21 protein-coding genes and 1 pseudogene are annotated in these 20,438 nt (G+C 58.3%); 13 read left to right on the top strand and 9 right to left on the bottom strand.

All coding sequences use genetic code 11. The features are described from left to right. Window positions 1–328 precede the first annotated feature (328 nt). Window positions 329–1,477, bottom strand: coding sequence for an Hsp70 family protein (locus ACIQ0R_RS03685; RefSeq protein ID WP_395823776.1), 1,149 nt, complete (start codon window positions 1,475–1,477; stop codon window positions 329–331). 331 nt (window positions 1,478–1,808) lie between these two features. Between ACIQ0R_RS03685 and ACIQ0R_RS03680 the strand changes: the two genes are divergently transcribed. From ACIQ0R_RS03680 to ACIQ0R_RS03645, 8 genes are all read left to right on the top strand, one after another. Continuing rightward, window positions 1,809–3,098 carry a Wadjet anti-phage system protein JetA family protein gene (locus ACIQ0R_RS03680; RefSeq protein WP_395823774.1) on the top strand — a complete coding sequence of 430 codons (1,290 nt, stop codon included), beginning with the start codon at window positions 1,809–1,811 and terminating at the stop codon, window positions 3,096–3,098. Then, window positions 3,085–3,735, top strand: a complete 651-nt coding sequence (locus ACIQ0R_RS03675) for a DUF4194 domain-containing protein (RefSeq protein WP_395823772.1) — start codon at window positions 3,085–3,087, stop codon at window positions 3,733–3,735. The genes ACIQ0R_RS03680 and ACIQ0R_RS03675 overlap by 14 nt, the downstream gene beginning before the upstream one ends. A 74-nt stretch (window positions 3,736–3,809) precedes the next feature. Continuing rightward, window positions 3,810–5,096, top strand: a complete 1,287-nt coding sequence (locus ACIQ0R_RS03670) for an ATP-binding protein (RefSeq protein ID WP_395823770.1) — start codon at window positions 3,810–3,812, stop codon at window positions 5,094–5,096. Continuing rightward, window positions 5,026–5,268, top strand: coding sequence for a hypothetical protein (locus ACIQ0R_RS03665; RefSeq protein WP_395823768.1), 243 nt, complete (start codon window positions 5,026–5,028; stop codon window positions 5,266–5,268). The genes ACIQ0R_RS03670 and ACIQ0R_RS03665 overlap by 71 nt, the downstream gene beginning before the upstream one ends. A gap of 33 nt (window positions 5,269–5,301) precedes the next feature. Beyond that, window positions 5,302–6,576: a hypothetical protein gene (locus ACIQ0R_RS03660; RefSeq protein WP_395823766.1), complete on the top strand. Its 1,275-nt coding sequence runs from the start codon at window positions 5,302–5,304 to the stop codon at window positions 6,574–6,576. Window positions 6,577–6,657: 81 nt separating this feature from the next. Continuing rightward, on the top strand, window positions 6,658–7,281 hold the full coding sequence (locus ACIQ0R_RS03655) for an SbcC/MukB-like Walker B domain-containing protein (RefSeq protein ID WP_395823764.1): 624 nt from the start codon (window positions 6,658–6,660) through the stop codon (window positions 7,279–7,281). Further along, window positions 7,208–7,429 (top strand): hypothetical protein, encoded by a 222-nt coding sequence (locus ACIQ0R_RS03650; RefSeq protein ID WP_395823762.1) that lies wholly within the window; start codon window positions 7,208–7,210, stop codon window positions 7,427–7,429. The genes ACIQ0R_RS03655 and ACIQ0R_RS03650 overlap by 74 nt, the downstream gene beginning before the upstream one ends. A gap of 29 nt (window positions 7,430–7,458) precedes the next feature. Beyond that, the gene (locus ACIQ0R_RS03645; protein ID WP_395823760.1) at window positions 7,459–8,568 is read left to right on the top strand and encodes a Wadjet anti-phage system protein JetD domain-containing protein; all 1,110 of its coding nucleotides are present in this window, start codon (window positions 7,459–7,461) and stop codon (window positions 8,566–8,568) included. A gap of 130 nt (window positions 8,569–8,698) precedes the next feature. On the opposite strand, the gene ACIQ0R_RS03640 is transcribed toward ACIQ0R_RS03645, so the two are convergent. The 8 genes and pseudogenes from ACIQ0R_RS03640 to ACIQ0R_RS03605 all read right to left on the bottom strand — a co-directional run bounded on the left by ACIQ0R_RS03640 (window position 8,699) and on the right by ACIQ0R_RS03605 (window position 16,176). Next, window positions 8,699–9,844 carry a D-alanyl-D-alanine carboxypeptidase family protein gene (locus ACIQ0R_RS03640; protein WP_395823758.1) on the bottom strand — a complete coding sequence of 382 codons (1,146 nt, stop codon included), beginning with the start codon at window positions 9,842–9,844 and terminating at the stop codon, window positions 8,699–8,701. 230 nt (window positions 9,845–10,074) lie between these two features. Continuing rightward, window positions 10,075–10,710, bottom strand: coding sequence for an alpha/beta hydrolase (locus ACIQ0R_RS03635; RefSeq protein ID WP_395823756.1), 636 nt, complete (start codon window positions 10,708–10,710; stop codon window positions 10,075–10,077). Between the two features lie 191 nt (window positions 10,711–10,901). After that, window positions 10,902–11,224, bottom strand: a pseudogene (locus tag ACIQ0R_RS03630) ((2Fe-2S) ferredoxin domain-containing protein). Between the two features lie 136 nt (window positions 11,225–11,360). Beyond that, on the bottom strand, window positions 11,361–12,530 hold the full coding sequence (locus ACIQ0R_RS03625) for a VanZ family protein (RefSeq protein WP_395823754.1): 1,170 nt from the start codon (window positions 12,528–12,530) through the stop codon (window positions 11,361–11,363). Beyond that, window positions 12,527–13,162, bottom strand: coding sequence for an ABC-type transport auxiliary lipoprotein family protein (locus tag ACIQ0R_RS03620; protein ID WP_395823752.1), 636 nt, complete (start codon window positions 13,160–13,162; stop codon window positions 12,527–12,529). Before ACIQ0R_RS03620 ends, ACIQ0R_RS03625 begins: the two co-directional genes overlap by 4 nt. 60 nt (window positions 13,163–13,222) lie before the next feature. Continuing rightward, complete coding sequence (locus ACIQ0R_RS03615; protein ID WP_395823750.1) at window positions 13,223–14,170, bottom strand: MlaD family protein; 948 nt, start codon at window positions 14,168–14,170, stop codon at window positions 13,223–13,225. A gap of 66 nt (window positions 14,171–14,236) precedes the next feature. Continuing rightward, window positions 14,237–15,055 carry an ABC transporter ATP-binding protein gene (locus tag ACIQ0R_RS03610; RefSeq protein WP_395823748.1) on the bottom strand — a complete coding sequence of 273 codons (819 nt, stop codon included), beginning with the start codon at window positions 15,053–15,055 and terminating at the stop codon, window positions 14,237–14,239. Continuing rightward, window positions 15,055–16,176 (bottom strand): MlaE family ABC transporter permease, encoded by a 1,122-nt coding sequence (locus tag ACIQ0R_RS03605; RefSeq protein ID WP_395823746.1) that lies wholly within the window; start codon window positions 16,174–16,176, stop codon window positions 15,055–15,057. The genes ACIQ0R_RS03610 and ACIQ0R_RS03605 overlap by 1 nt, the downstream gene beginning before the upstream one ends. 194 nt (window positions 16,177–16,370) lie before the next feature. Here ACIQ0R_RS03605 and ACIQ0R_RS03600 point away from each other — a divergent pair, with 194 nt between their 5' ends. The 5 genes from ACIQ0R_RS03600 to ACIQ0R_RS03580 all read left to right on the top strand — a co-directional run. Continuing rightward, window positions 16,371–17,225, top strand: a complete 855-nt coding sequence (locus ACIQ0R_RS03600; RefSeq protein ID WP_395823744.1) for a biotin--[acetyl-CoA-carboxylase] ligase — start codon at window positions 16,371–16,373, stop codon at window positions 17,223–17,225. A gap of 3 nt (window positions 17,226–17,228) precedes the next feature. After that, window positions 17,229–18,017 (top strand): type III pantothenate kinase, encoded by a 789-nt coding sequence (locus ACIQ0R_RS03595; protein ID WP_395823742.1) that lies wholly within the window; start codon window positions 17,229–17,231, stop codon window positions 18,015–18,017. Beyond that, window positions 18,011–18,757: an SPOR domain-containing protein gene (locus tag ACIQ0R_RS03590; protein WP_395823740.1), complete on the top strand. Its 747-nt coding sequence runs from the start codon at window positions 18,011–18,013 to the stop codon at window positions 18,755–18,757. Before ACIQ0R_RS03595 ends, ACIQ0R_RS03590 begins: the two co-directional genes overlap by 7 nt. Window positions 18,758–19,102: 345 nt before the next feature. Next, window positions 19,103–20,005 carry an acetylglutamate kinase gene (argB, locus tag ACIQ0R_RS03585; protein WP_395823738.1) on the top strand — a complete coding sequence of 301 codons (903 nt, stop codon included), beginning with the start codon at window positions 19,103–19,105 and terminating at the stop codon, window positions 20,003–20,005. 249 nt (window positions 20,006–20,254) lie between these two features. Beyond that, a partial coding sequence (locus tag ACIQ0R_RS03580; RefSeq protein ID WP_395823736.1) for a hypothetical protein occupies window positions 20,255–20,438 on the top strand: 184 nt, incomplete at its 3' end.

Below are 20,438 nucleotides of genomic sequence, written 5' to 3'. Positions count from 1 at the left end.
GTACATCTGTTTTGGTATCTTCTTCATTGCTGGTCTTTCCAAAGGATCGTTGATTTTACGTTACCTATGGAAGACTAAATTTCGGGGGAAGCTCACTTCGTGCAGCGGGTAAAGTCATATTAATCTTATTGCCGTCGGTAGAACATTGATAATCTTGTAATAATTATTATCTGATTATTACATCCTGCCGTGCTTGATCGCCGCGATCATCAGTAGCTAGATCCCCGGTCTGCTTGGTGTTTGCCACGCGCATTACGTGATTCCGTTCGGGCCGCATTCCAGCATCGGTATCTTTGGTGTGACGCAGCTGAATTGTTAGCCGAACCTGTTAGCCGAACTTGCGCACTGCATCCAGCGCCAGGCCGGCGCCGATGCTGCCGAACAGATCGCCTTCCACCGCTTTTGCTGATGGCACCAGTGCGGCGATTTTGTCGCGCAATAGTTGCACGCCGCTGGAGCCGCCGGTAAAGAACACCGTGTCGACTTGTGCGGCGCTGACACCGGCGTCGCGCAACAGGTTATTGACAGTGTTTTCCACCGAACCGACCAGATGTCCGATGCTGTCGTTGAACTGCTCACGCGTCAGTTGCAAGGTCTGCTGCGGGGCGATGCGATCCAGGCTCAACTGTATCGTGTCGGCATCGGACAAGCCAATCTTGCCTTGTTCCACCTGCAACGCCAGCCAATGACCGGCGCGTTGCTCGACCAGATCGAGCAGACGGTCGAATTTGTCGCGCTCCAGCGTTTCGCGTTGCACATCCTTGAGTTGCTGCCACGCTTTGCGCGTGTAAATCTGATTGATGGTGTGCCAGGTCGCCAGGTTGAAGTAGTAGCTGGACGGTACTTCGCTATTGTTGCGCAGGCGGCTGCCCAGGCCCAGCATCGGCATCACGCTCGACAGGCTCAGGTATTTATCGAAATCGGTGCCGCCGATATCGGCAATCAGCACCAGTTCTTCACGCGTGATGGTGGATTCATAATCGAAGGCGGCGGCGATCGGCTCGTATTGGAAAGCGATATCCTTGAAGCCGACCGAGCGGGCGATTTCGGCCAGCGTGTCTTCGGCGCGCTGATCGGCAGCCGGATTGTCGTCGACAAAGAATACCGGGCGGCCCAGCACCACGCTGTCAAATTCCCTGCCGGCAGCCGTTTCGGCGCGGGCTTTCAGTTCGCCGATGAAATGGGTCAGCAGCGCCCGGAACGGCAAAGCACGGCCGCCAACTTCGGTCTGAGCATCGATCAGGCTGGAGCCGAGCAGGCTCTTCAGTGAGCGCATCAGGCGTCCCTCGTAGCCGGTCAGGTAGCCGCTGAGGGCGGCACGGCCAAAGCTGAAGGCCTCATCCTCGGCGTTGAAAAACACCACCGACGGCAAGGTGACCTTGCCGTCTTCCAGCGGCAGCAAGGCATCGTGTCCCGGCCTGCTCCAGCCAACCGTCGAATTAGACGTGCCGAAATCGACGCCACAAGCGAAAGACATTCGAATACCTCGCAAACAAAAATGGGTCGGCATTGGTATACCAAACGTATTGCGGGTGCAGCGGAAATGCTGAAGGTGTTGGAAATTTGCGAATACCGGGATGTATCGTTAATATCTTGCAAGCTTTAATGATGACTGTAGCCAATTTCTGCCTTTGTTGCGGAAAAGCAACGTTGCAACGATAACCAAAACATCCCGTATAAACAGTGGCAAGGCGATATAGTCATGCCTTGGTTTTTATTGAAGGCGAATTGCATTGTTTTTTGAAGCGGAACGACTCCATTTTTTTCGGCCACTCTCCAGTAAATATCGCAGTGTTGTGGAGGCCTGCGTGCGTGCATTGTATGAGCGGCTGCACGGCCCGAGTGCCGATTATGGCCAAAACCTGACGCGCGACGGTTTGCGCGATCTGTTACTGCCGGTGCTTCAGGAAGCACGCCAGATCTGGTCGCAACAGGAAGACTTTGCTGTCGCCGGCGTAGCCGAAGACGATTTTATTCCCGACGGTACAGACTACCAGCAAAGCACTAATGCGCTGCTGCGCACACTGCTCAGGGATGGTTGGCTGGAGACGTTTGGCGATCGGGCCGGACTGGTAAGCGCCTATCGTTTTACGCGCGCCGGTAAATTATTCGCCGAGGCCTTCTGGTCGCTTGAGCGGCGTGTTTCCCGCACCCGCCAGCGCAACGTGCGCAGTTGCCGTAACGCGCTCAACGCAGCATTGGACAATGTCGATGCCTACGATCTGATTGATGCCTATGAATATGCCGAAAAAGTCATCAGCGATTTATCGGAAGGCGTCGATTATTTCCAGGAACTGGTACGGCGCTTGATGCTGGAAGCCTCGCAGACGCCGTGGGATGGTTTTCTGGAGTTTCTCGACCGGTTTGAAAAAGAATTCAAAAAACAACTCACGGCCGACAGCATCGAGCGGCATCGGCACACGATCCGCGATATTATCGCCCGCTTGCATAGCCTGGAGGCGGAGAAGGCCGAGGCGCTGGAATTGCAACTTAACGATATCGCCCGCTGGGCCGTTCAGGAGCGGCAAGGGCCATCGACGCTGGACTGGGTATTAGATCGTATCGAGGAAATGGTGGAAGCGGCTTGCACCACCAAGCATCCGCAACTGATCAAGGCGATGAGTGTATATATGCAGCGCGCCGCCAGCCTCAGCGGTGCGGCGCAGGATGGATTGCTGGCGCGGCTCGGTGCCGCCATCGCGCCTGCCGAAATCCGCTTGCTTGATCCGGCTGCCTTCAAGTTGCGCAGCGCCTCGCAGCGGCGCAAGGCCCTGACCGTCACGGCGCAACCCAAGGTCACTCGCGAGGCGCGTCTGGCTGCGGCCATGTATCGCGCCGAGGCCGATGCCTTTGCGCTGTCCAACGACGACATCGTGCGGCGCCTGCGCGCCGAATTGCGCTTGCGCGAGCGGCCGATCCGGCTGTCGACGCTGCCGGTAGCAACGACCACCGACGTCCTCAACAACATGCAGGTGGTGGAAGCGGTGCGCAGCGCACGCGATCCGCGCCTGACCGTACAAAAATTGCCGGGTAAGCTATGGAACGAATTCTATGCCGGCGACGATTACCTGATCGAGATGAAACATGACCCTGAATGAAGCATTGCATGCTCAGCTAAGCCTGCACGGTTTGTCGCTGGAGCGTTTCCGTGAAATCGTCGCGCGCCTGTTCGCTAGCGGCATCATGGTGCGCGAGGAAGACGGCGTCGAGCAGCGTCTGTACGACGACGCGCGCCGCATTGACGCCTGTCTGAGCGATTATTTCCATCTCGGCGGGTTCCGCCTTGAGCATAATCTGAAAGGTGAATTTTTCCGTTTGTATGCACCCGGCGCCGAAGTGCCTGGCCTGCCGGAAGACGGCCTGGAGCCGGTGCCGGCCTTGCGCGCGCGGCTCTCGCCAGACTTTGTTGCGGCAGCATTGGCGCTGCGTTTCCAGTACCAGCAGGGCCTGGCAGAAGGGGGTAGCCGGTTGACCGATAGCGGCGAGGTGCTGACCCGTTTCGAAGAATTATCGGCGACCTTGCAGACGCAGTTAAAACGCACATTGCCGCCGACCAGCGCCGAAAGGCAACGCTTGCTCAATGAGCTCAAGCGGCATCGCCTGATTCGGCTGGCTGCCAATTTTTCGATGGACGACGAAGACGCGTTGCTGGCGATCCGCCCGACCATCCTTGGCATCATCAGCGACGACATGCTGGAAGCCGCGCTGGAATCCGAGCCGGCAGCTCAGGGGTAGGGCGATTTACCGAGTGCTGCGGATGACGCACAGGCAGATACCTTGCAAGCAACGCAGACAGAGGGAAGCGTCGAATGAAGCTGGATAAATTGATTATGGTGAACTGGGGGGCGTTGCGCTCGCAGGAATACCCGATGGGTAACATGACGCTGCTGACCGGGCCCACCAGCTCTGGCAAATCGACCATGTTGGATGTGTTGCAAACCGTGATGACGGCGGTGTACCAGAATATTTTCAGCTACAACCCAGGCCAGGATGAAGCCACCCAAGGCGCACGCAACGGCAAGACCAAGCGCAGCCTGTGGTCTTACATCGTCGGCGCCGAGGATAACCTGTTCGCCCGGCCGAACGGCGCGCATGGCTATGTCGCTGCGGTGTTCAAGCCGAGCGAGGGCGAAGAGGGGCGCGAGTTCACCGCGCTGGTGGCGGCTGCGGCACGCGTCGATGGCGCCGGCGAACGACGTCAGCCGGTATCGGAACGGCTGGCGTTGTTGATCATCGACGGCGTGGCGTTGCAACTGGGCGACCTGACCTCGACCGAAATCGACGGCGGCATGGCCGTGGTGGCGGTAGAAAAGATTGAGCGTCATCTGTCTGGAAAATACCGCGGCGTCACCAATTTTCGCGATAGCAAGCGCGAATACCTGTGCCAGCTATATGGCCGTTTTCGCGGCCAGAAAACCGTCTCCTTCGCCGAGGCGGAAAGTGCCGCGCGCGCCTGGAGCCAGTCGATCGCGCATAAGCCGATCGGTAGCGTCGACGATCTGGTCAAGCACCAGATTCTGGAGCTCGATACGACCCAGCTGTCGCAACGTATCGGCCAGATCAGCAAGCTGATGCGCCAGGTCAATGAGCTGCGCAAAGAAGGCGAGCGCCTCAGCGATAACGTCAAGCGGCTGGAACTGCTCAGCAAGACGGTGGCCGAGACGGCGCGCGCACCAGGCCGCCAGCCAGTCGCAATTGCTGGTGTCGTCGCTGGCGCTGCGCGAAGATCAGCGCCAGCTGGAAGCGGCTGCTTCGGCCATCGCCGGATTGCAGGCATTGATCGACGACGAAACCGAAACCGTCGATCAGCTGGAGCAAGAGCGCAATGCCAAGAACCGCAGCCTGACGCAGATTCATGCGCAAATGATGGGGATTCCGGCGGCCGAACAAAAGATCCGCATCCAGAATCGGATCGAGCAATGCGACGGCAAGATCAAGACGGTCTTCCATTCTCTGCAGCACAATGGATGGGTCGCGCAGCAGCTGGAAAGCGCCGCCCGCAGCGTCGCCGGCATGCAGATCCTAGTGGCGCAAAAAGAGATTGCCGATGCCGCGCGTCAGGTGGTGCTGGCGTTGTCAGCCGCCGCTACGCTTGATCTTGCCACGCAGCTGCGCAGCATTACCGAACTGGCCAGGGCCGATCAAGTAGATGTGCTGAAATCGCTGATGCTGGTCAATGACCTTGAAGGCGTCGATGCCGCGCTGGGCAAGCTGCATGCCGCGCTGGCCGGCACTGAACACAGCTTTGTTTCAGCCCTGCACACGTAAATCGCGCAACTCCGCAATACAGAACATGAAGCGTTGCGGCGCGAGAAAGACGCCGCCTCGCGCAAAGCTAATCTGGCCGAAGGCGGGGCCGACTATCCGGCGCATATCCGCCATGCGCTCAAGGAATTCCGCAGTGAGCTCGCGGCGGCGCGGGCTCAGGTACTGTGCGATCTGGTCGAGCCGATGTCGCAAGAGTGGCAGGCCGCTATCGAAGGCTACCTGGCCGCTGCCCGCTTCAACCTGGTGGTGGAGCAGGCATGGGAAGGCAAGGCCATTGATTTCGTGCGTCAGAAGCGGCTGCGGGCAAACGTCATTCAAGGCAGTTTATGCCTGAAAAATCTGAAGGTCGAAAGAACCCCGAGCGATTCGATCGTGCACGAACTCAGCACCGAACACCCGATTGCGCATGCCTACCTGCACGAACAGTTCGGCCAGGTAGTGAAAGTGGCAGATACCGAAGCGCTGCCCCACACCTCGCGTGGCCTCACCAAGGACGGCAAAGGCAGCGGCGCGCGGACCATGTTTACCGCCGATACCGATCTGCTGGTGTTCGGCCAGGAAGCCAAGCGTCTGGCCCGGCAAAGGGCCGAGCAAGAACATGCCCAGGCCGAACAAGAACTGACGCAATTGCGCGCCCAGTTGCGCGAACTGCAAGGCGCGCTGGCACTGATGGGGCAGTTGCAATGTCCATCCTTTGCCGCAATTGACGACCTTGCCAGCCTGGTGCGCGACCTCGATGCTGCGCGTCAGGATCTGAGCCGGCTGGATCTGACGCAAGTCAGCAAGCTGGAAGACGAGGCCGCAGCGTTGAGCGCCGAAATCGCCAGCCTGGAAGCGCGCAAGACCGCTTGCAGCAAAAACATTGGCGGTCACGAAAAAGCCATACAGGGCCATCAAAACACGATCACCAAACTCAGCCAGGGTATGAGCGGCAAGCAAACCCGGGTCGATAACGACACCGCAAAACTGCGCGACTTGTGCATCGTCAACGGCAGCCTGTCGTTCACCGCACTCACCGATGAAGTCGCCGCTTGGGTCAATGAGGCAAGCTATACGCCGGCCCAGGCATCCAGCAACGTCGCTAAACATAGCGCGCTTAGCTGGCAACTTTATGGCGATGCGCGCAATGCGCTTGGCCAATACCATGCCCATGCCCGCGTCGACGAGCGTTTTGACCTCGCGCAGGGGGATGATTTGCGTGACGGCGATTTCGCGCCGTTGTACACCATGATGGTGACGTTGCAGGAACGCACTCAGGCGCAGCTGAGGCGCCAGAAGGACATCGGCCTGATCAAGAATTTGGAATAGTTACGCACTGCCGAATCGTCGTTCAACGATGTCTTCACCAAGCAGTTCTGCTACGAGATCCGCAACGCTGTCGATACCGGCGTGCGCACCTTGAAAACGCTCAACATTGAACTCGACAAGCTCAAGTTCGGCACCGATAAATTCCGCATCGACTGGTCGGAATGGATTCCCGAATTCAAGGCGTATTACGACTTCTTCTGCGCCACCTCGGAAATGTCCGATAAACAGGAAAACAGCAGCCTGTTCTCCGGCCCCGGCCTCAGCGCAGAAGACTGTCAGGTGCGCGATCATCTGGTGCAATTGCTGCTCTCAGACGATGAAGACAAGGCCGTCAAGGAGTTGCAACGGGTGGCCGATTATCGCAACTACCGGCGCTACGAAATCTATAAGGAATCCGATACCGGTTCCCACGTGCGTCTGTCGGAATGGCGCGCCGGCTCTGGCGGCCAGCTGGAGACGCCGGCCTACATCATCCACTCGGCGGTGGTCACCAACCGTCTCAAGCGCTTCGAAAAAGGCCCCAGCCTGCATCTGCTGGTCAACGATGAATCGTTTGCCAAAATGGACGAAGGCCGCGCGCGATGTATTGAAATTTTTGCGCGACCACCTCGGCATGCAATTGATCTGCGCGATGCCGACCAAGCACGCCGGCGCCATCAAACCGGAATTTTCACGCGAATGGAGCTTCAGCCGCACTGTCGCTGACGGCAATGGCGAAGTCGGTTTCGTGTCGGAATCGGACGAACGTGAGCTGCGCTCGGACAAGCTGCGTGAATTGTGGGAATTGCGGCGCGCTCAGGTGCGCGAACAGGCGCAGATGAATTTTGAAGCTGCTGAGCAGGCAACGGCATGAGTGTGCCGAGGTGGCTGGAATCGACGGAGATGTTGCAGTTATTGCATAAACTTGTGGATCATCTCGATAACGAAGAGGCCGCGGGACAGAAAAGTGTTCGGGACTTTAAATTAAATCGCCGCAACTGGCCCGCATTCTATGGCGCCGAACTGGAAGGCGATAGAGAGCAGCTTTGGTCAAATGTGGAGTGGTTGGCGCAGCAAGGGTGGTTTGAGATCAAACTGGACATGCCCAAATCGCCGCAAGCGCCCTATGAGCGCAAGCCAAGATGGGTTGCATTAGATGCGTTAAAACTGCGCGAGGCGACAAAACGGCCACAAAGGGTGGTGAGTGCGAAAGAACAATGGCGTATCGCTGTGCAGCAGCACTTGCATGCGTCCGATGAGGTCAAGAAAGCTGTATCCAGCTATTTGATTGAAATCGCCGGAGAGCCTGCGGAGGCAGTGGTGTTGCGATTAAACGGATTGTTTGAGTTGGCGTCGGAGCCATTGTTGCTGAGAGAAGTGTCCAGTAAATTATTCAGCGACCATTCCAAGCTACTGGATTCGCTAAGCAGGCAAAAAATGATCGCCGTCATCCTTGGTCTGGATGAATGTCCTTTCCCGCCGATGCCGGTGCAATTGCAGATCTTCTTGCCGCCGCAAGGATATCAAGGTGTGCTGTTCATCGAAAATCAAACCACTTTTGAACTGGCAATCAAGTCGAATGATGCACGATTCGACGGTTTGGCATTGGTTTTTTCAGCGGGTTTCAAGGGTAGTGCAAAGCGTTTGCGCACTCGCTCTCGCAGCTCTTTGTATTTTTCGTGGGAGGGTGATGTGTCACCATCGGCCACAACAGAATTTGCCAATTGGTTGTATCAGGAAAGCACCTTTCCGAGTTGGTTCTGGGGAGATCTGGATTATTCCGGCATGCAGATTCTGCAGGCCATGCGCAATTCTTTTCCCGGCATGAGCGCTTGGCCCGCCGGATATGGCCCAATGCACCACGCATTGATAAACGGTGGTGGGCATGACCCAGAGATGGCAGACAAAATATTGCAAAAGAGGATCGAGCACACCGGGTGTCGCTATGCGGATACTGTCCTGCTGCCAGCATTGCATGATCTTAAAAGATTTGTTGATCAGGAGATGATGTAACTATTTATCAGGCGCGCATCTTTTTTACGTATGGATCGCTAAAAGCGTTGATTGCAGATCGTCCCGGCAAAAAAATGACAGCCGCAGCTGTCATTTTTTGAACCGGTTGATTCAGGCTGGTTGTATCGGCTTATTTGAACAGCAGGCGGATCGAATCCCAGGCGCGGCCGAAGATCGAAGCCTGGTTGACGCCTTCCAGCGCCAGTACCGGGAATTCGGCGATGGTCTTACCGTCGGCGTTGACCTTCAGGGTGCCGACCTTGGCATTCTGCTGGATCGGCGCAATCAGCGGATCGGTGCGTTCCAGTACCGGCTTGATCTTGTCGGCGATGCCCTTCGGTACGGTCACGTAGACGTCATGGTTGAAGCCAATCTTGATCTGGCTCTTGGCGCCTTTCCAGACTTGCGGTGTGTCGACCGCCTGACCCTTGGCGTACAGCTTGACGGCATCAAAGTTCTGGAAACCCCAGTTCAGCAGCTTTTGCGCTTCCTGGGTGCGGATGCTGTCGGAATCGGTGTCAATCACGACGGCCAGCAGACGGCGCTCACCGCCTGCGTTCGGACGTTTGGCGCTGGCGATGATTGAATAACCGGCGCTGCTGGTGTGACCGGTCTTCATGCCGTCGACAGTCGGGTCGAGCCACAGCAGACGGTTGCGGTTCGGCTGGGTGATCTTGTTGTAAGTGTATTTCTTGGTCGAGTCGATCTTGTAGAACTCAGGGAAATCGACAATCACGTGTGCCGCCAGTGTCGACAGGTCGCGTGCGGTGGAGTAAGTATCGGCGCTCGGCAGACCGTGCGGATTGCCGAAGCGAGTCGATTTCATGCCCATCCGTTCGGCTTCGTGATTCATCAGTGCCACGAACGAATCCTCGGTACCGGCGACGGCTTCCGCCAGCGCAACTGCGGCGTCGTTGCCCGATACCACCATCAAGCCGTACAGCAGATCATTGATCGAGACCGGGGTGGCGGGATCGATAAACATCTTCGAGCTGCTGGGGTCGACTTTCCAGGCGCGCACCGACACGTTCACCATTTGATCGAGGCTGATCTTTTTGTCGCGCAGCGCGCTGAAAATCACATACGCCGTCATGATCTTCGCCAGCGAAGCCGGTTCGACACGCAGGTCTGGATCTTGGGCGGCGACCACCTGGTTACTGGTGGTATCGAGCAGCAGCCAGGATTTGGCGGCCACGGTCGGCGGCGGCAGTGTCTGCGCGAAGGCAGCGGATAGCGAGAGAATGGTTGCAGCGAGCGCCGCGAGTATTTTTTTCATGGAGTATCGAGTAATGAAGTCAGGGCCAGCAAAATCATCTAATTGCCGATATGGATATTGGATAACTTGATGGACGTGAATGGTTGAAAAAATGAGTAAGCGGAGACGGCAGGCAAACAGCCGTGCTGCCTAATTATAGCCTCATCGCTTGCCCGGTCGGCGATGACACGCTGCAAGAAGCATGCAATCGCACTCGACACGGGCGATGCCGGGGCGATGCCGACTACTTATCAGCGATGCCACATTTCGGCCATGAGATGCTTGATATGTTGCAGGCGGCGATGAAAAAAATGATCGGCGCCGGGAATCACGATGACCGGAATGTCTTGCGGCCGCGCCCAGCCCAGCGCCCAGGCCAGCGGAATGGTTTCATCCAGCTCGCCATGGATCAGGATGGTGTTGGCTGGCACGGTCGGCAGCGGCCATTTGCCGGCCGCGCTGCCGACCAGCACCAGTCGTTCGGCCGCCGTCCCGGCTTCGATCAGGCGCTGCTGCAATTGCGATTGCACGAAAGTGCCAAACGAAAAGCCGCCGAGCGCCAGCGGCAAATCGGGATATTGCCGGCGCATATTGGATAGCAGCAGCGCCATGTCGTCGGTCTCGCCACGGCCTTCGTCATGTACGCCTGCGGATTTGCCGACGCCGCGAAAATTCATGCGCACTGTCGCATAGCCCAGTGCCAGGAAACCGCGCACCAGCGTGTGCACTACCTTGTTATCCATGGTGCCGCCGAATAGCGGATGCGGATGCGCTACCAGCGCCAGTCCGCGCGGTGTGGCGAAGGTATCGGGATCGGGCCGGTCGAGCGCACATTCGAGTTGGCCGACCGCGCCGGTGATGAAGAAAGGTTGGGTTTGGGCGTTCATTGGATAGGATGGATTGGTCATGTGGTATTGGGTTACGGCAGAGCTGGAATGTCGTTGTCATTCAAGCGTTGCGCCAGGTTGGGCAAGTCCGCCGCCGCCTTTGGTTACTGCCTTTCAGCGCTCTGTTGCGGCAGCGCGCGGGCAGAAAACTTGCCGATCCCAGGGTTGCTTTTGCGATTAGATTCTTGCCGTTAAATTTTCAAGCGCTCAACAATTTTTCCGCCAACCAGATGGACATCAATGATTTCGTCGATATCCTGATTGTCGACGTAGGTGTACCAGGTGCCTTGCGGGTAGATCACCAGCACCGGGCCTTCTTCGCAGCGTTCCAGGCAGCCGGCCTTGTTGATCCGCACCTTGCCTTCAGCGGCCAGACCGAGTTCCTTGACGCGGCGCTTGGCGTGCTCCTGCGCCGCTTGCGCGCCGTTGTTGGCGCAGCAGACCCGTTCGCCGGGGGGGCGCGCTGGTTCAGACAAAAGAATACGTGGTGCTCGTAGTAGGGTTTATCGCTCATGACGGAATGTTGGGATGGTTGGCGCCGATGCCGGCATCAGATGCAGGCATCAGATGTAGGCATCAAGCGCAGGGCTCATGCTGAGATCATACACTGGCGTGATTTTCGTTTCAGTAGTCGCCGTGATTCTTCTCTGTTATCTGGACTCCTGCGAGGCGTTTTTGCCATTGGCGCGCCGCCGATGCAATGGATGAAACAGGAACCACAGTGTACAAAACGGCCACAGCAGAGCCAGGAATTGCGCCACACCGTTGAAGTTCAGGAATTTGCCTTGGCTCCAGGCTTGCTGGGTTTCGATGTAATACGGATTGTCCGGCATGATATTTACCAGTAGCAAAGTAATGATCAGGCACAGCCCAGCCAGCCGCCGCTGCGCCAGTTGCGGTGCGTATGCCAGCCCGCCCAGCATCAGAGCGCCGATCAGCAGGCCGCCGAAAGATCCCGGCGTCAGCCAGACCAGAGCATTGTCCGGCGCAAATAGCAGCGCGGTCGCCAGCGTCTTGGCCATGAGCGTGGCAAATATCAACAGCAGCGTCAATTGCACTTTTGGCGCTTGCTTGCGCAGAAGAATCAGAAATGTCAGCGCTGCGCCGCTCAGTCCGCAGGCCGTAATGATGGTTTCAGTGAGCCAGTATTGGGCGGCGGTGAATTGCACGTAGTTGGTGATCCAGCCTTGCAGATCGACCGGTTGTTCCAGCAGATCGGATAACCACCCGGACAGTATTGACGTGAACTGGCCGAAGCCGAACAGATGACTGAGTGGATAAATTTGCGCCAGCGGCCACAATGCGACCACCACCATGCCCTGGCTGGCTTCGCGGTTGAGCCAGTGTTCGCGCAGTTGCAGCAACCGGCTGCCGGGGCCGAAGCGCGGCCTGAGCAAGGCCCCCAGCACGGCGCCGAGCAGGGCCCCGGCGCTGTTGGTGAGGAGATCAAGGTTGGAGGCGACCCGCGTCGGCAGGAAGGTTTGTACCGCTTCCATGGTGCCGGAAAACAGGATGCCTGCCACGGTTGGTGGCAGGATCGTCCAATACACCGGCCAGCGCCGCGATCTGGGCAGCGCCAGCACCACCAGCATGCCGAACGGCAGATAGCCGGCGACGTTGGTCCAGACATCGAACACCGTCCAGTAGTGGGGCAGCGGCGCTTTCAGGTAAGCAAACGCCGACAGGCCGAGATCGCGCCAGCCGGCAAACGGATACCAGCTGGCATACACGATCAACAACAGATAAATCGCCAGACTGATACGCGCAAACGAGGAGGCGGCGCTGCTCCGGTCCGGCGCTTGCTCCAGTTTTTCTGTCATTGTTTTTTCGGCGTTACAGTTGCCAGCCAGCGCATCATGCTATCGATCACCGCATCGTTGGCAGAGACCAGCGCCCGTGCCGCACCGGCCGCATCGGCACTGGGCTGCTGGCTGCTGAAACTCTGTTGCGCCACTAGCTGGCGGCCGTTGAACAATGAGGCGCGCACCTGGAGCGTGGCCTGGCTGTGGGTTGGGGTATCGAAGGTTTGCGTGAAATCGTCCAGGTCTATGCGCAGCAGCGGTACGTTAAGCGCCGCATCCGACATCGCCAGCACGGCGCCGCCGGCTTGCGCCAGACGCGCTTTGAGGCGCTGCTGGAATAACTGTGCCGGCGGCATGGTCCAGCGGCTGTTGGCGTAGGGCCGCGGCTGCTGTTGGTTGGCGTAGGACAGGCGGAAAAACATCATGGTGTTGTCGAGCCAGGCCGGGGCATTCACATCGGCCAGGCTGATCGGCGGCAACCCGGCGCCGGTCGCCGCTGTAGTAGCTGCATTCGCTGCATTCGTTGCATTCGCTGTCGCGGCCGGCAGTTGGCCCAGGTCGTATTGGAGCGGCGTCTCGGCCCGGCTGGCGCAGCCGGCGATGAGGGCGATGGCCGCAATCGACGACAGGATTCTTGGCATAGTGCTCATGGCGTACCTTCTGGGTTAAAGCATGCGTTGTTATCGGCGTTGCGCTGCATCGGCAACGCTTCAGCGGCCTGGGGCGACAAAGCCGGTTTCCCCAGGCCCGGGCGGCAGGCCCTGGCTGCCGAACAGAATACTTTGCGGCTGCCGGTTTAAATGATCCAGGGTCTGGTTCAGCGAGCGCATCGTCGAACGTGTTTCGTCAGCCAGCGTATTGAAACGCGGCAGCGTATCGTATTGCAAGCCGCTGACCACTGAGCCGATATTTTGTGCGGCGCCCGACAAATTCGTCACCGCACCGTCAGGCCCCTGCAAGCTTGCGCTCAGGGTATTGAGGCTCTTGCTTAGCGTGGTCATGTTGTCGGATAGTGCAGTGATCGATTTCAGCGCCTGGTTCATCTGCCCGGCGAGCGCCGGCAACTGGCGTAAGGTCGGCGTGATTTGCTGAGGAATCGCCTGGAAGGCAACTGCGGTGGCGCTGATGTCGCTGAATGCCTTGACCATGGTTTTCTGGTTGTCGGTATCGAGCAGGTTGTTGAGCTTGCTCACCATCTCGTCGGCGCGCGCCAGAATTGCTGCACCCTTGCTTTGCAGGTTGTCAAACAGGCTGGGGCGTAATTCGATGCGCGCCGGATTGCTTTTGCTGCTGTCCAGCCGGACTGGCTTGCTGCCGTCATCGTCAAGCTGTATGTAGGCGATTCCGGTGACGCCTTGATAGCCCGGTGTGCCGAAAGTGGATTGCGTCATCGGCGTATCCGGATTAACTTTTATCTGGATCAGAATCTGTCCCGGCACCTTCGGATCGAAGCTGATCGAATCGACCTTGCCCGCATCCAGACCGCGATAGCGGACGTCCGCTTGCGGATTGAGCCCCGGCACAGAAAGCTTGGTGGCGATCTGGTAAGGAACCCGTTCAACGCGGTCGCTATTGAACCACATGACGCCAAGCAGCGCCGCCACCAGCAGGATCACGGTGAAGAGCCTGGCGATCAGGGCATGCGATTTGTTTTCCATCATACTTCCTCTGGTTGCGTCCGCAGTAATGCATTACTCCAGCGGACCGTGTCATCACACAAGTGATCAGCCGCAAGTATCGTGCTCGGCATCGCGGGCTGTCAGAAAAAACGAAGCAATAAACGGATGATGCACTTTCATCACTTTCTCCGGCGTGTAGTAGGCGATAACATGCTTGTCTGCCAGCACCGCAATTTTGGTCGACAGCGCCAGCAGCGGCTCCAGATCGTGGGTGATCATCACGACGGTCAGTTTCATGTCTTTGTGCAGCGAGCGCAGCAGCTCGACGAAGGCCGCCGATGATGCCGGATCCAGCCCGGCGGTCGGCTCATCAAGGAACAGCAGTTCCGGTTCCAGCGCCAACGCCCGCGCCAACGCCAACGCCAACGCCACCCGCTTGGTCATGCCACCCGACAGATCGGCAGGCATCTTTAACGCATGCTCGGGGCCGATGCCCGCCATCTGTAACTTCAGCAGGGAGGCGTCGCGGATCAGCCGGTCCGGCAGCGCGCGCAGCTCGCGCATCGGCAATGCCACATTGTCCAGCACTGTCAGCGCAGAAAACAGCGCGCCTTGCTGAAACAGCATGCCCCAGCGATTTTGCAGCGCATACATCTGATCGACATTGGCCGTGCTGACGTCAACGCCAAACACCTTCACGCTGCCTTTGGTGGGCCGGTTCAGGCCCAGCATCTGCCGCACCAGCGTGGTCTTGCCAGAGCCCGAGCCACCCACCAGGCCGACGATTTCGCCGCTATTGATAGTCAGGTCCAGATCTTGATGAATCACGGCCTGACCAAACTGGGTCCACAGCTTGTCGACCTCAATAATTGCCTGAGCCTTCAGCGGCGTCTGTTGTTTTGTCTGTTGTTGCGTCTTTTCCATCAGAACCCCACACCGCTGAAAATGATGGCAAACACCGCATCGGCGACGATCACGATGGTAATCGCGCTGACCACCGAAGTGGTGGTGCCGTGGCCGAGGCTTTCCGTGTTGGGTTCAATGCGCAGGCCGAAGTAGCAAGCCACCATTGCGATCAGGCCGCCGAACACCGCACCTTTGCCGAGGCCGATCAGATAATTTGGCAGCAGCACCGCATTCGGCAATTGCTGCAGAAAATACGTCGGCGACAGGCCGAGTTGCAGCTGCGCCGCTACCATGCCGCCGATCAACGCAATCGCATCGGTCCAGATCACTAGCAGCGGCATCGCCAGCAACAACGCCAGCACCCGCGGCAGGATCAGCCGGAACCCGTGCGGCAAGCCCATCACCAGCATTGCATCGAGTTCTTCGGTGACGCGCATGACGCCCAGCTGCGCAGTGATGGCCGAACCGGAACGCCCGGCCACCAGAATCGCTGCCAGCAGCGGACCCAGCTCGCGGATAATGCTCATGCCGAGGATGTTGACCAGGTAGATGTCGCCGCCGAAGGTGTGCAGCTGTTGCGCCGACAGGAAGGACAGCACCACGCCGATCAGAAAACCGACCAGTGCGGTAATCCCCAACGCCTGGTAGCCGACATGGTAGATGTTGGCGGAAATCTCTTTCCAGGGTGCCCGATGCGGCACCTTCAGCATGCGCAGGAAATCCAGCACCAGTTGTCCCAGCAGCGTGATGAAACCAGAGACGTGGCCAAGCATCGTGTTACTGATGTCGTAGATCCGGTTGAACAGCCGTTGTCGCGGCGGCTTGGGCGGCAGCGACAACGCACCGGCGGCATCCAGGCGCTGGAAAAAATCGCGATGCTGCGGGGCGACGATCAATTGCGGCGGCCGGGCCTTGCCCCAGGCGTTCCACAGCAATTGCCCGCCGATGTGATCCAGGCTGTCGATCTGTGACAGATCCCAGCGCAGCCCGTCGCGCCCAGCCAGGCTCTTCAGCCGGGCCTCGAGCGCCTTGATCACGCCTGGCTGCGTCAACGCGCGCACCTGCCAGTTGCCGCGTGCGGCGATCAGGTTGCTATCTGTCAGGTCAAGAACAGGAGTCGAGGAATCGGGATTCGGCATCGCGTCAGTTTAAGGGAGAATTGATAGAAGCACTATTATGTGCGGCGCAAAAAGAGTCTGAGAGCTTAAATCCGAAGCCGAATCCTGAATTTATCCCTGAAATTCGTCACATTGATCGATAGTGATCGCCAACTAACCTCTGCTGCCAGACTACCCCATTTCATCGCAACCCGCATCCCGCTACAATGCGCGGCATGAGTACCCAATCTTTTGCTTCACATTCTCCCGCTGCGCCGCTTTCGGCGGCGCGCGTCGCTGCATTTGCCGGGCACCATGCAGAACATTGCCGGATTGAAGTGGTGGGCGCAACCGGTTCCACCAATGCTGATCTTTTGGCGCGGGTTGCTGCCGACAACGTCAGCGGCAAATCGCCGTCAGCGCTGACGGCGCCGACTCTGCTGGCCGCTGAGATGCAAACCGCTGGCCGCGGCCGAGCCGGCCGGTCTTGGCTCAGCGCGCCGTCGGCGGCCTTGACGTTTTCGCTGGCGTGGCCGTTTTCCGTGCCGTTGCAGGCGTTGGTCGGGCTGCCGCTGGCGGTTGGCGTGACGATCGCCGAGACCCTGGCCGATTTTGGTGTCGCGGTACAGTTGAAATGGCCGAACGACGTTTTATATGGCGGTCGCAAGTTGGCCGGGATACTAATCGAAACCGCGACCGCGCCCGATCAGCAGGTGTGGGCGGTGATCGGCATCGGCCTCAATATCGCGCTTTCCGAGCAATTGCAGCAACAGATCGGCAGTCGCAGCGCCAATTTGCCGCCAGCGGCGGCGCAGGATCGTGATCTGCTGCTGGCGGCCTTGCTGACCGCGTTGGCACGCAACATGCAGCAGTTTGCGAGCGCCGGTCTGGCGGACTTTGTCGAGCGCTGGAATCGGTTGCATGCGTTTGCCGGCCAGCAGGTGCTGATTCTCGATCAGGGCAAGACCCTGCACCAGGGCGTGGCCTTGGGCATCGATCACATCGGCAGGCTGTTGCTACAGACCGAGCCAGGCAGCACGCCGATTACCGTCATGGCGGGCGACATTTCTTTGCGTCCAAAACAAGGCTGAACCATGACGATGCTATTGATCGATGTTGGCAACACCCGCATCAAATGGGCCAGCGCCGCGCTTCCCGAGGCTGCTGCGCAAGCGCCCGGACAATGGCTGGACAGCGGTTCGGCGGCACATTCCGAACTGCCGCAACTAGCCGTGCACTGGGCCCGGCTGACGGTATCCCGGGTGTTGGTCTCGAACGTTGCAGGCGCGCCGTTGGGTGAGCGCCTGCACGCGGTGCTTGAGGCAAGTGTTGCTGCGCAAGTGCCGGTGAACTGGTTTGCCTCGTTGCCGCAATTGGGGCCGTTGCGCAACGGCTATCGGCAGCCGGCGCAGCTCGGCTGTGACCGCTTTGCCGCAGCGCTTGGCGCGCAGCGCCTGTTTCCCCGGCAGAGCCTGATCGTCGCCACTTGCGGTACCGCCACCACCATCGATGCCGTCAGCGCTGAGGGCCTGTTTGTCGGCGGCATGATCCTGCCGGGGCTGGGTTTGATGGCTGCTGCGCTGGCCCGTAGTACCGCACAGTTGCCGCACATCCGTGAACATGTGGAAGTGACAGCGGTATTTGCCGATAATACCGACGACGCCATCATCAGCGGCTGCATCAATGCGCAGGCAGGCGCCATCGAAAGGGCTGTGGTGCAGCATGGCCGCCAGTATCCCGATAGCAAAATACGTTGTATTGTGTCCGGTGGCTCGGCGACCGTGATTGCGCCATATCTGTCGATAGAGCACGAAACAGTTGATAATCTGGTATTAATTGGCCTGCAAGCCGCAGCGACATATCTCTCTACCCCACTATGCTGAAACTCATTTTCTGGCTGCTGTTACTAGCGAATGCGGCCTTGTTTGCCGCCGAGCGCGGCTATCTGGGCGCGCTCTACAGCGACGGCCGCGAGCCGGCCCGCATCGGCCAACAATTGCAGGCCGACAAGATCAAGTTGCTGGCGGCCGACGCCGTTGTTGTTCCGGTTGCATCCTCAGCGCCAACTTCAGCCCCAAATCCAGCGCCAGATCCAGCCCCAAATCCCATCCCCGCTGCTGCCGCAGGGGCCGACACTGCGCCGCCGCAAGCGGCCGATGCGGCGCCGCTGGCCTGTACCGAAATCGGCAATTTCAACGCGGCCGAGGCACGTCGCTTTTCCAGCCAGTTGGCCGAAATGACGCCAAATATCAAGTTTATCCGCCGCGATGTCCAGGAAGTGGCCAGCCATATGGTGTATCTGCCATCCCTCGGCAGCAAGGACGCCGCCGACAAGAAGGTCGACGATTTGCGCCGGCTCGGGATCAGCGATTTTTTCGTGATCCAGGACAGTAGCCCGCTGCGCTTCGGCATTTCGCTGGGGATTTTCAAGACCGATGAAGCCGCCCAGAAGCAGGTTGCCAATTTGGCCAGGCGCGGCCTGAGCGGTGCCAAGATCGGAACCCGCAACGCCGGTTCGACCAAGGTAGCATTTCAGCTGCGTGATTTGGGCGGCGCATCCAGAGTTGCCTTCGACAAGATCAGGCTGGATTTCCTTGGCCAGGAAGTGCGCAGCTGTCACTAGCACTTCAGTATCGGTTCAATGGTGAAAAGGTCGCTCACCAAATGACGTTTTGGCAAGGTGCTGATGTGCCCGGCAGATACCGTTGCTATGCTGACGCAACAACATGCACGGAATGGCCGCGTTGTCGCACCTAATCCAATGCATTTCCATGTAAAATCGCGCTGATCGATTTGATCCATTGCGCAGCGATTTATAACTCCAGCGAGTTGCAGTCTTTGCACCCTTTTATTTTCTTTTGACTAGCTGTCTAAGGTTCCAGTCCATGCCACGGGTTGTTTGCTGTCGGTATCTGATCGGCCCGCGACTCCTCAGGCAGCTGCTCGGAAATTTCATGTAGGACTGTTCATGGCCGATTTGACCAACGATCTTGCCAACGTTGCTCCAGGAATCAAAGCTGAAATTCTGGCCGAGGCGTTACCTTACATCCGTCAATTCCACGGAAAAACCATCGTCGTCAAATACGGCGGCAATGCCATGACTGAAGAGCGCCTGAAACACGGTTTCGCGCGCGACGTGATTTTGTTGAAACTAGTCGGCATGAACCCGGTAGTGGTGCATGGTGGCGGCCCGCAAATCGACAACGCGCTCAAGAAAATCGGCAAGCAGGGTACTTTCTTGCAAGGCATGCGGATTACCGATGAAGAAACCATGGAAGTCGTGGAGTGGGTGCTGGGCGGCGAAGTGCAGCAAGATATCGTCATGCTGATCAACCACTATGGCGGCCAGGCAGTCGGCCTGACCGGCAAGGACGGCGGCTTGATCCGCGCCCGCAAATACCGCATGCCGGACCGCGAAAAGCCGGGCGAATTCCTCGATATCGGCTACGTCGGCGAAATCGAAGCGATCAATCCGGCGGTGGTCAAGGCGCTGCAGGACGACGCCTTCATCCCGATCATCTCACCGATTGGCTTCGGTGCCGATGGCCAGGCTTACAACATCAATGCCGATGTCGTCGCTGGCAAGATCGCCGAAATCCTGCATGCCGAAAAGTTGATCATGATGACCAACATCGCCGGCGTGCAAGACAAGCAAGGCAATCTGGTGACCGACCTGTCGGCCCGTGAGATCGATGAGATGTTCAAGGACGGCACCATCTCCGGCGGTATGTTGCCGAAGATTTCGTCGGCGCTGGATGCGGCTAAGTTAGGCGTCAATACCGTTCACATCATCGACGGCCGCATCGAGCATTCGCTGCTGCTGGAAGTGTTGACCGAGCAGGCTTTCGGCACCATGATCCGCTCGCACTAAGCTGTTGTTTGTCAGATGAAAATAAAAAGCGCAAGGTGCAGGCCTTGCGCTTTTTTACGTCTTAAGCCGGCGCCAGCAACGCCAGCCTGGGAGCGTGGGTACCCGCGCCCATGCAATGCCGCGAATGCGGGCTTGGGCATTCGCACCGCCATTTAGCAAGTGCAAAAAAATGTTAATTAAGAAATTGTGTTATAGACAATTCATTAAATTCCTGATATGTTTTTTTCTCGGAACTTTTGAGAGGAAAACATGGCGCAAGAAGCACGCGATTGGATCTCATCACTTGGAATACCTGTCCAGCAGCCCTACCATCTCGAAGTAAGGCGCGCCGGCGCGCTGGCCAAAGCATTGAGCGTGGTCAGTTTCGAAGGCACCGAAGAGCTAGGCCAGCCGAACCGCTTCGTGATTCGTTTAACCCATCCGCAGCCTGATT

This window comes from Collimonas sp., from assembly GCF_044339385.1.
In the GTDB taxonomy this organism is placed as follows: Bacteria; Pseudomonadota; Gammaproteobacteria; order Burkholderiales; family Burkholderiaceae_D; genus Collimonas.
The sequence above is the reverse complement of the archived record's forward strand: the minus strand, read 5'-3'. Positions and strand labels throughout refer to the sequence as shown.

What these genes read in the sequence shown, in the direction of transcription:
- ACIQ0R_RS03685 (WP_395823776.1), bottom strand. Translation starts at nt 1,477, where the DNA reads ATGTCTTTCGCTTGTGGCGTCGATTTCGGCACGTCTAATTCGACGGTT.
- ACIQ0R_RS03675 (WP_395823772.1), top strand. Translation starts at nt 3,085, where the DNA reads ATGACCCTGAATGAAGCATTGCATGCTCAGCTAAGCCTGCACGGTTTG.
- ACIQ0R_RS03670 (WP_395823770.1), top strand. Translation starts at nt 3,810, where the DNA reads ATGAAGCTGGATAAATTGATTATGGTGAACTGGGGGGCGTTGCGCTCG.
- ACIQ0R_RS03650 (WP_395823762.1), top strand. Translation starts at nt 7,208, where the DNA reads ATGCCGACCAAGCACGCCGGCGCCATCAAACCGGAATTTTCACGCGAA.
- ACIQ0R_RS03645 (WP_395823760.1), top strand. Translation starts at nt 7,459, where the DNA reads ATGTTGCAGTTATTGCATAAACTTGTGGATCATCTCGATAACGAAGAG.
- ACIQ0R_RS03640 (WP_395823758.1), bottom strand. Translation starts at nt 9,844, where the DNA reads ATGAAAAAAATACTCGCGGCGCTCGCTGCAACCATTCTCTCGCTATCC.
- ACIQ0R_RS03635 (WP_395823756.1), bottom strand. Translation starts at nt 10,710, where the DNA reads ATGAACGCCCAAACCCAACCTTTCTTCATCACCGGCGCGGTCGGCCAA.
- ACIQ0R_RS03625 (WP_395823754.1), bottom strand. Translation starts at nt 12,530, where the DNA reads ATGACAGAAAAACTGGAGCAAGCGCCGGACCGGAGCAGCGCCGCCTCC.
- ACIQ0R_RS03620 (WP_395823752.1), bottom strand. Translation starts at nt 13,162, where the DNA reads ATGAGCACTATGCCAAGAATCCTGTCGTCGATTGCGGCCATCGCCCTC.
- ACIQ0R_RS03615 (WP_395823750.1), bottom strand. Translation starts at nt 14,170, where the DNA reads ATGGAAAACAAATCGCATGCCCTGATCGCCAGGCTCTTCACCGTGATC.
- ACIQ0R_RS03610 (WP_395823748.1), bottom strand. Translation starts at nt 15,055, where the DNA reads ATGGAAAAGACGCAACAACAGACAAAACAACAGACGCCGCTGAAGGCT.
- ACIQ0R_RS03605 (WP_395823746.1), bottom strand. Translation starts at nt 16,176, where the DNA reads ATGCCGAATCCCGATTCCTCGACTCCTGTTCTTGACCTGACAGATAGC.
- ACIQ0R_RS03600 (WP_395823744.1), top strand. Translation starts at nt 16,371, where the DNA reads ATGAGTACCCAATCTTTTGCTTCACATTCTCCCGCTGCGCCGCTTTCG.
- ACIQ0R_RS03595 (WP_395823742.1), top strand. Translation starts at nt 17,229, where the DNA reads ATGACGATGCTATTGATCGATGTTGGCAACACCCGCATCAAATGGGCC.
- ACIQ0R_RS03590 (WP_395823740.1), top strand. Translation starts at nt 18,011, where the DNA reads ATGCTGAAACTCATTTTCTGGCTGCTGTTACTAGCGAATGCGGCCTTG.
- argB (WP_395823738.1), top strand. Translation starts at nt 19,103, where the DNA reads ATGGCCGATTTGACCAACGATCTTGCCAACGTTGCTCCAGGAATCAAA.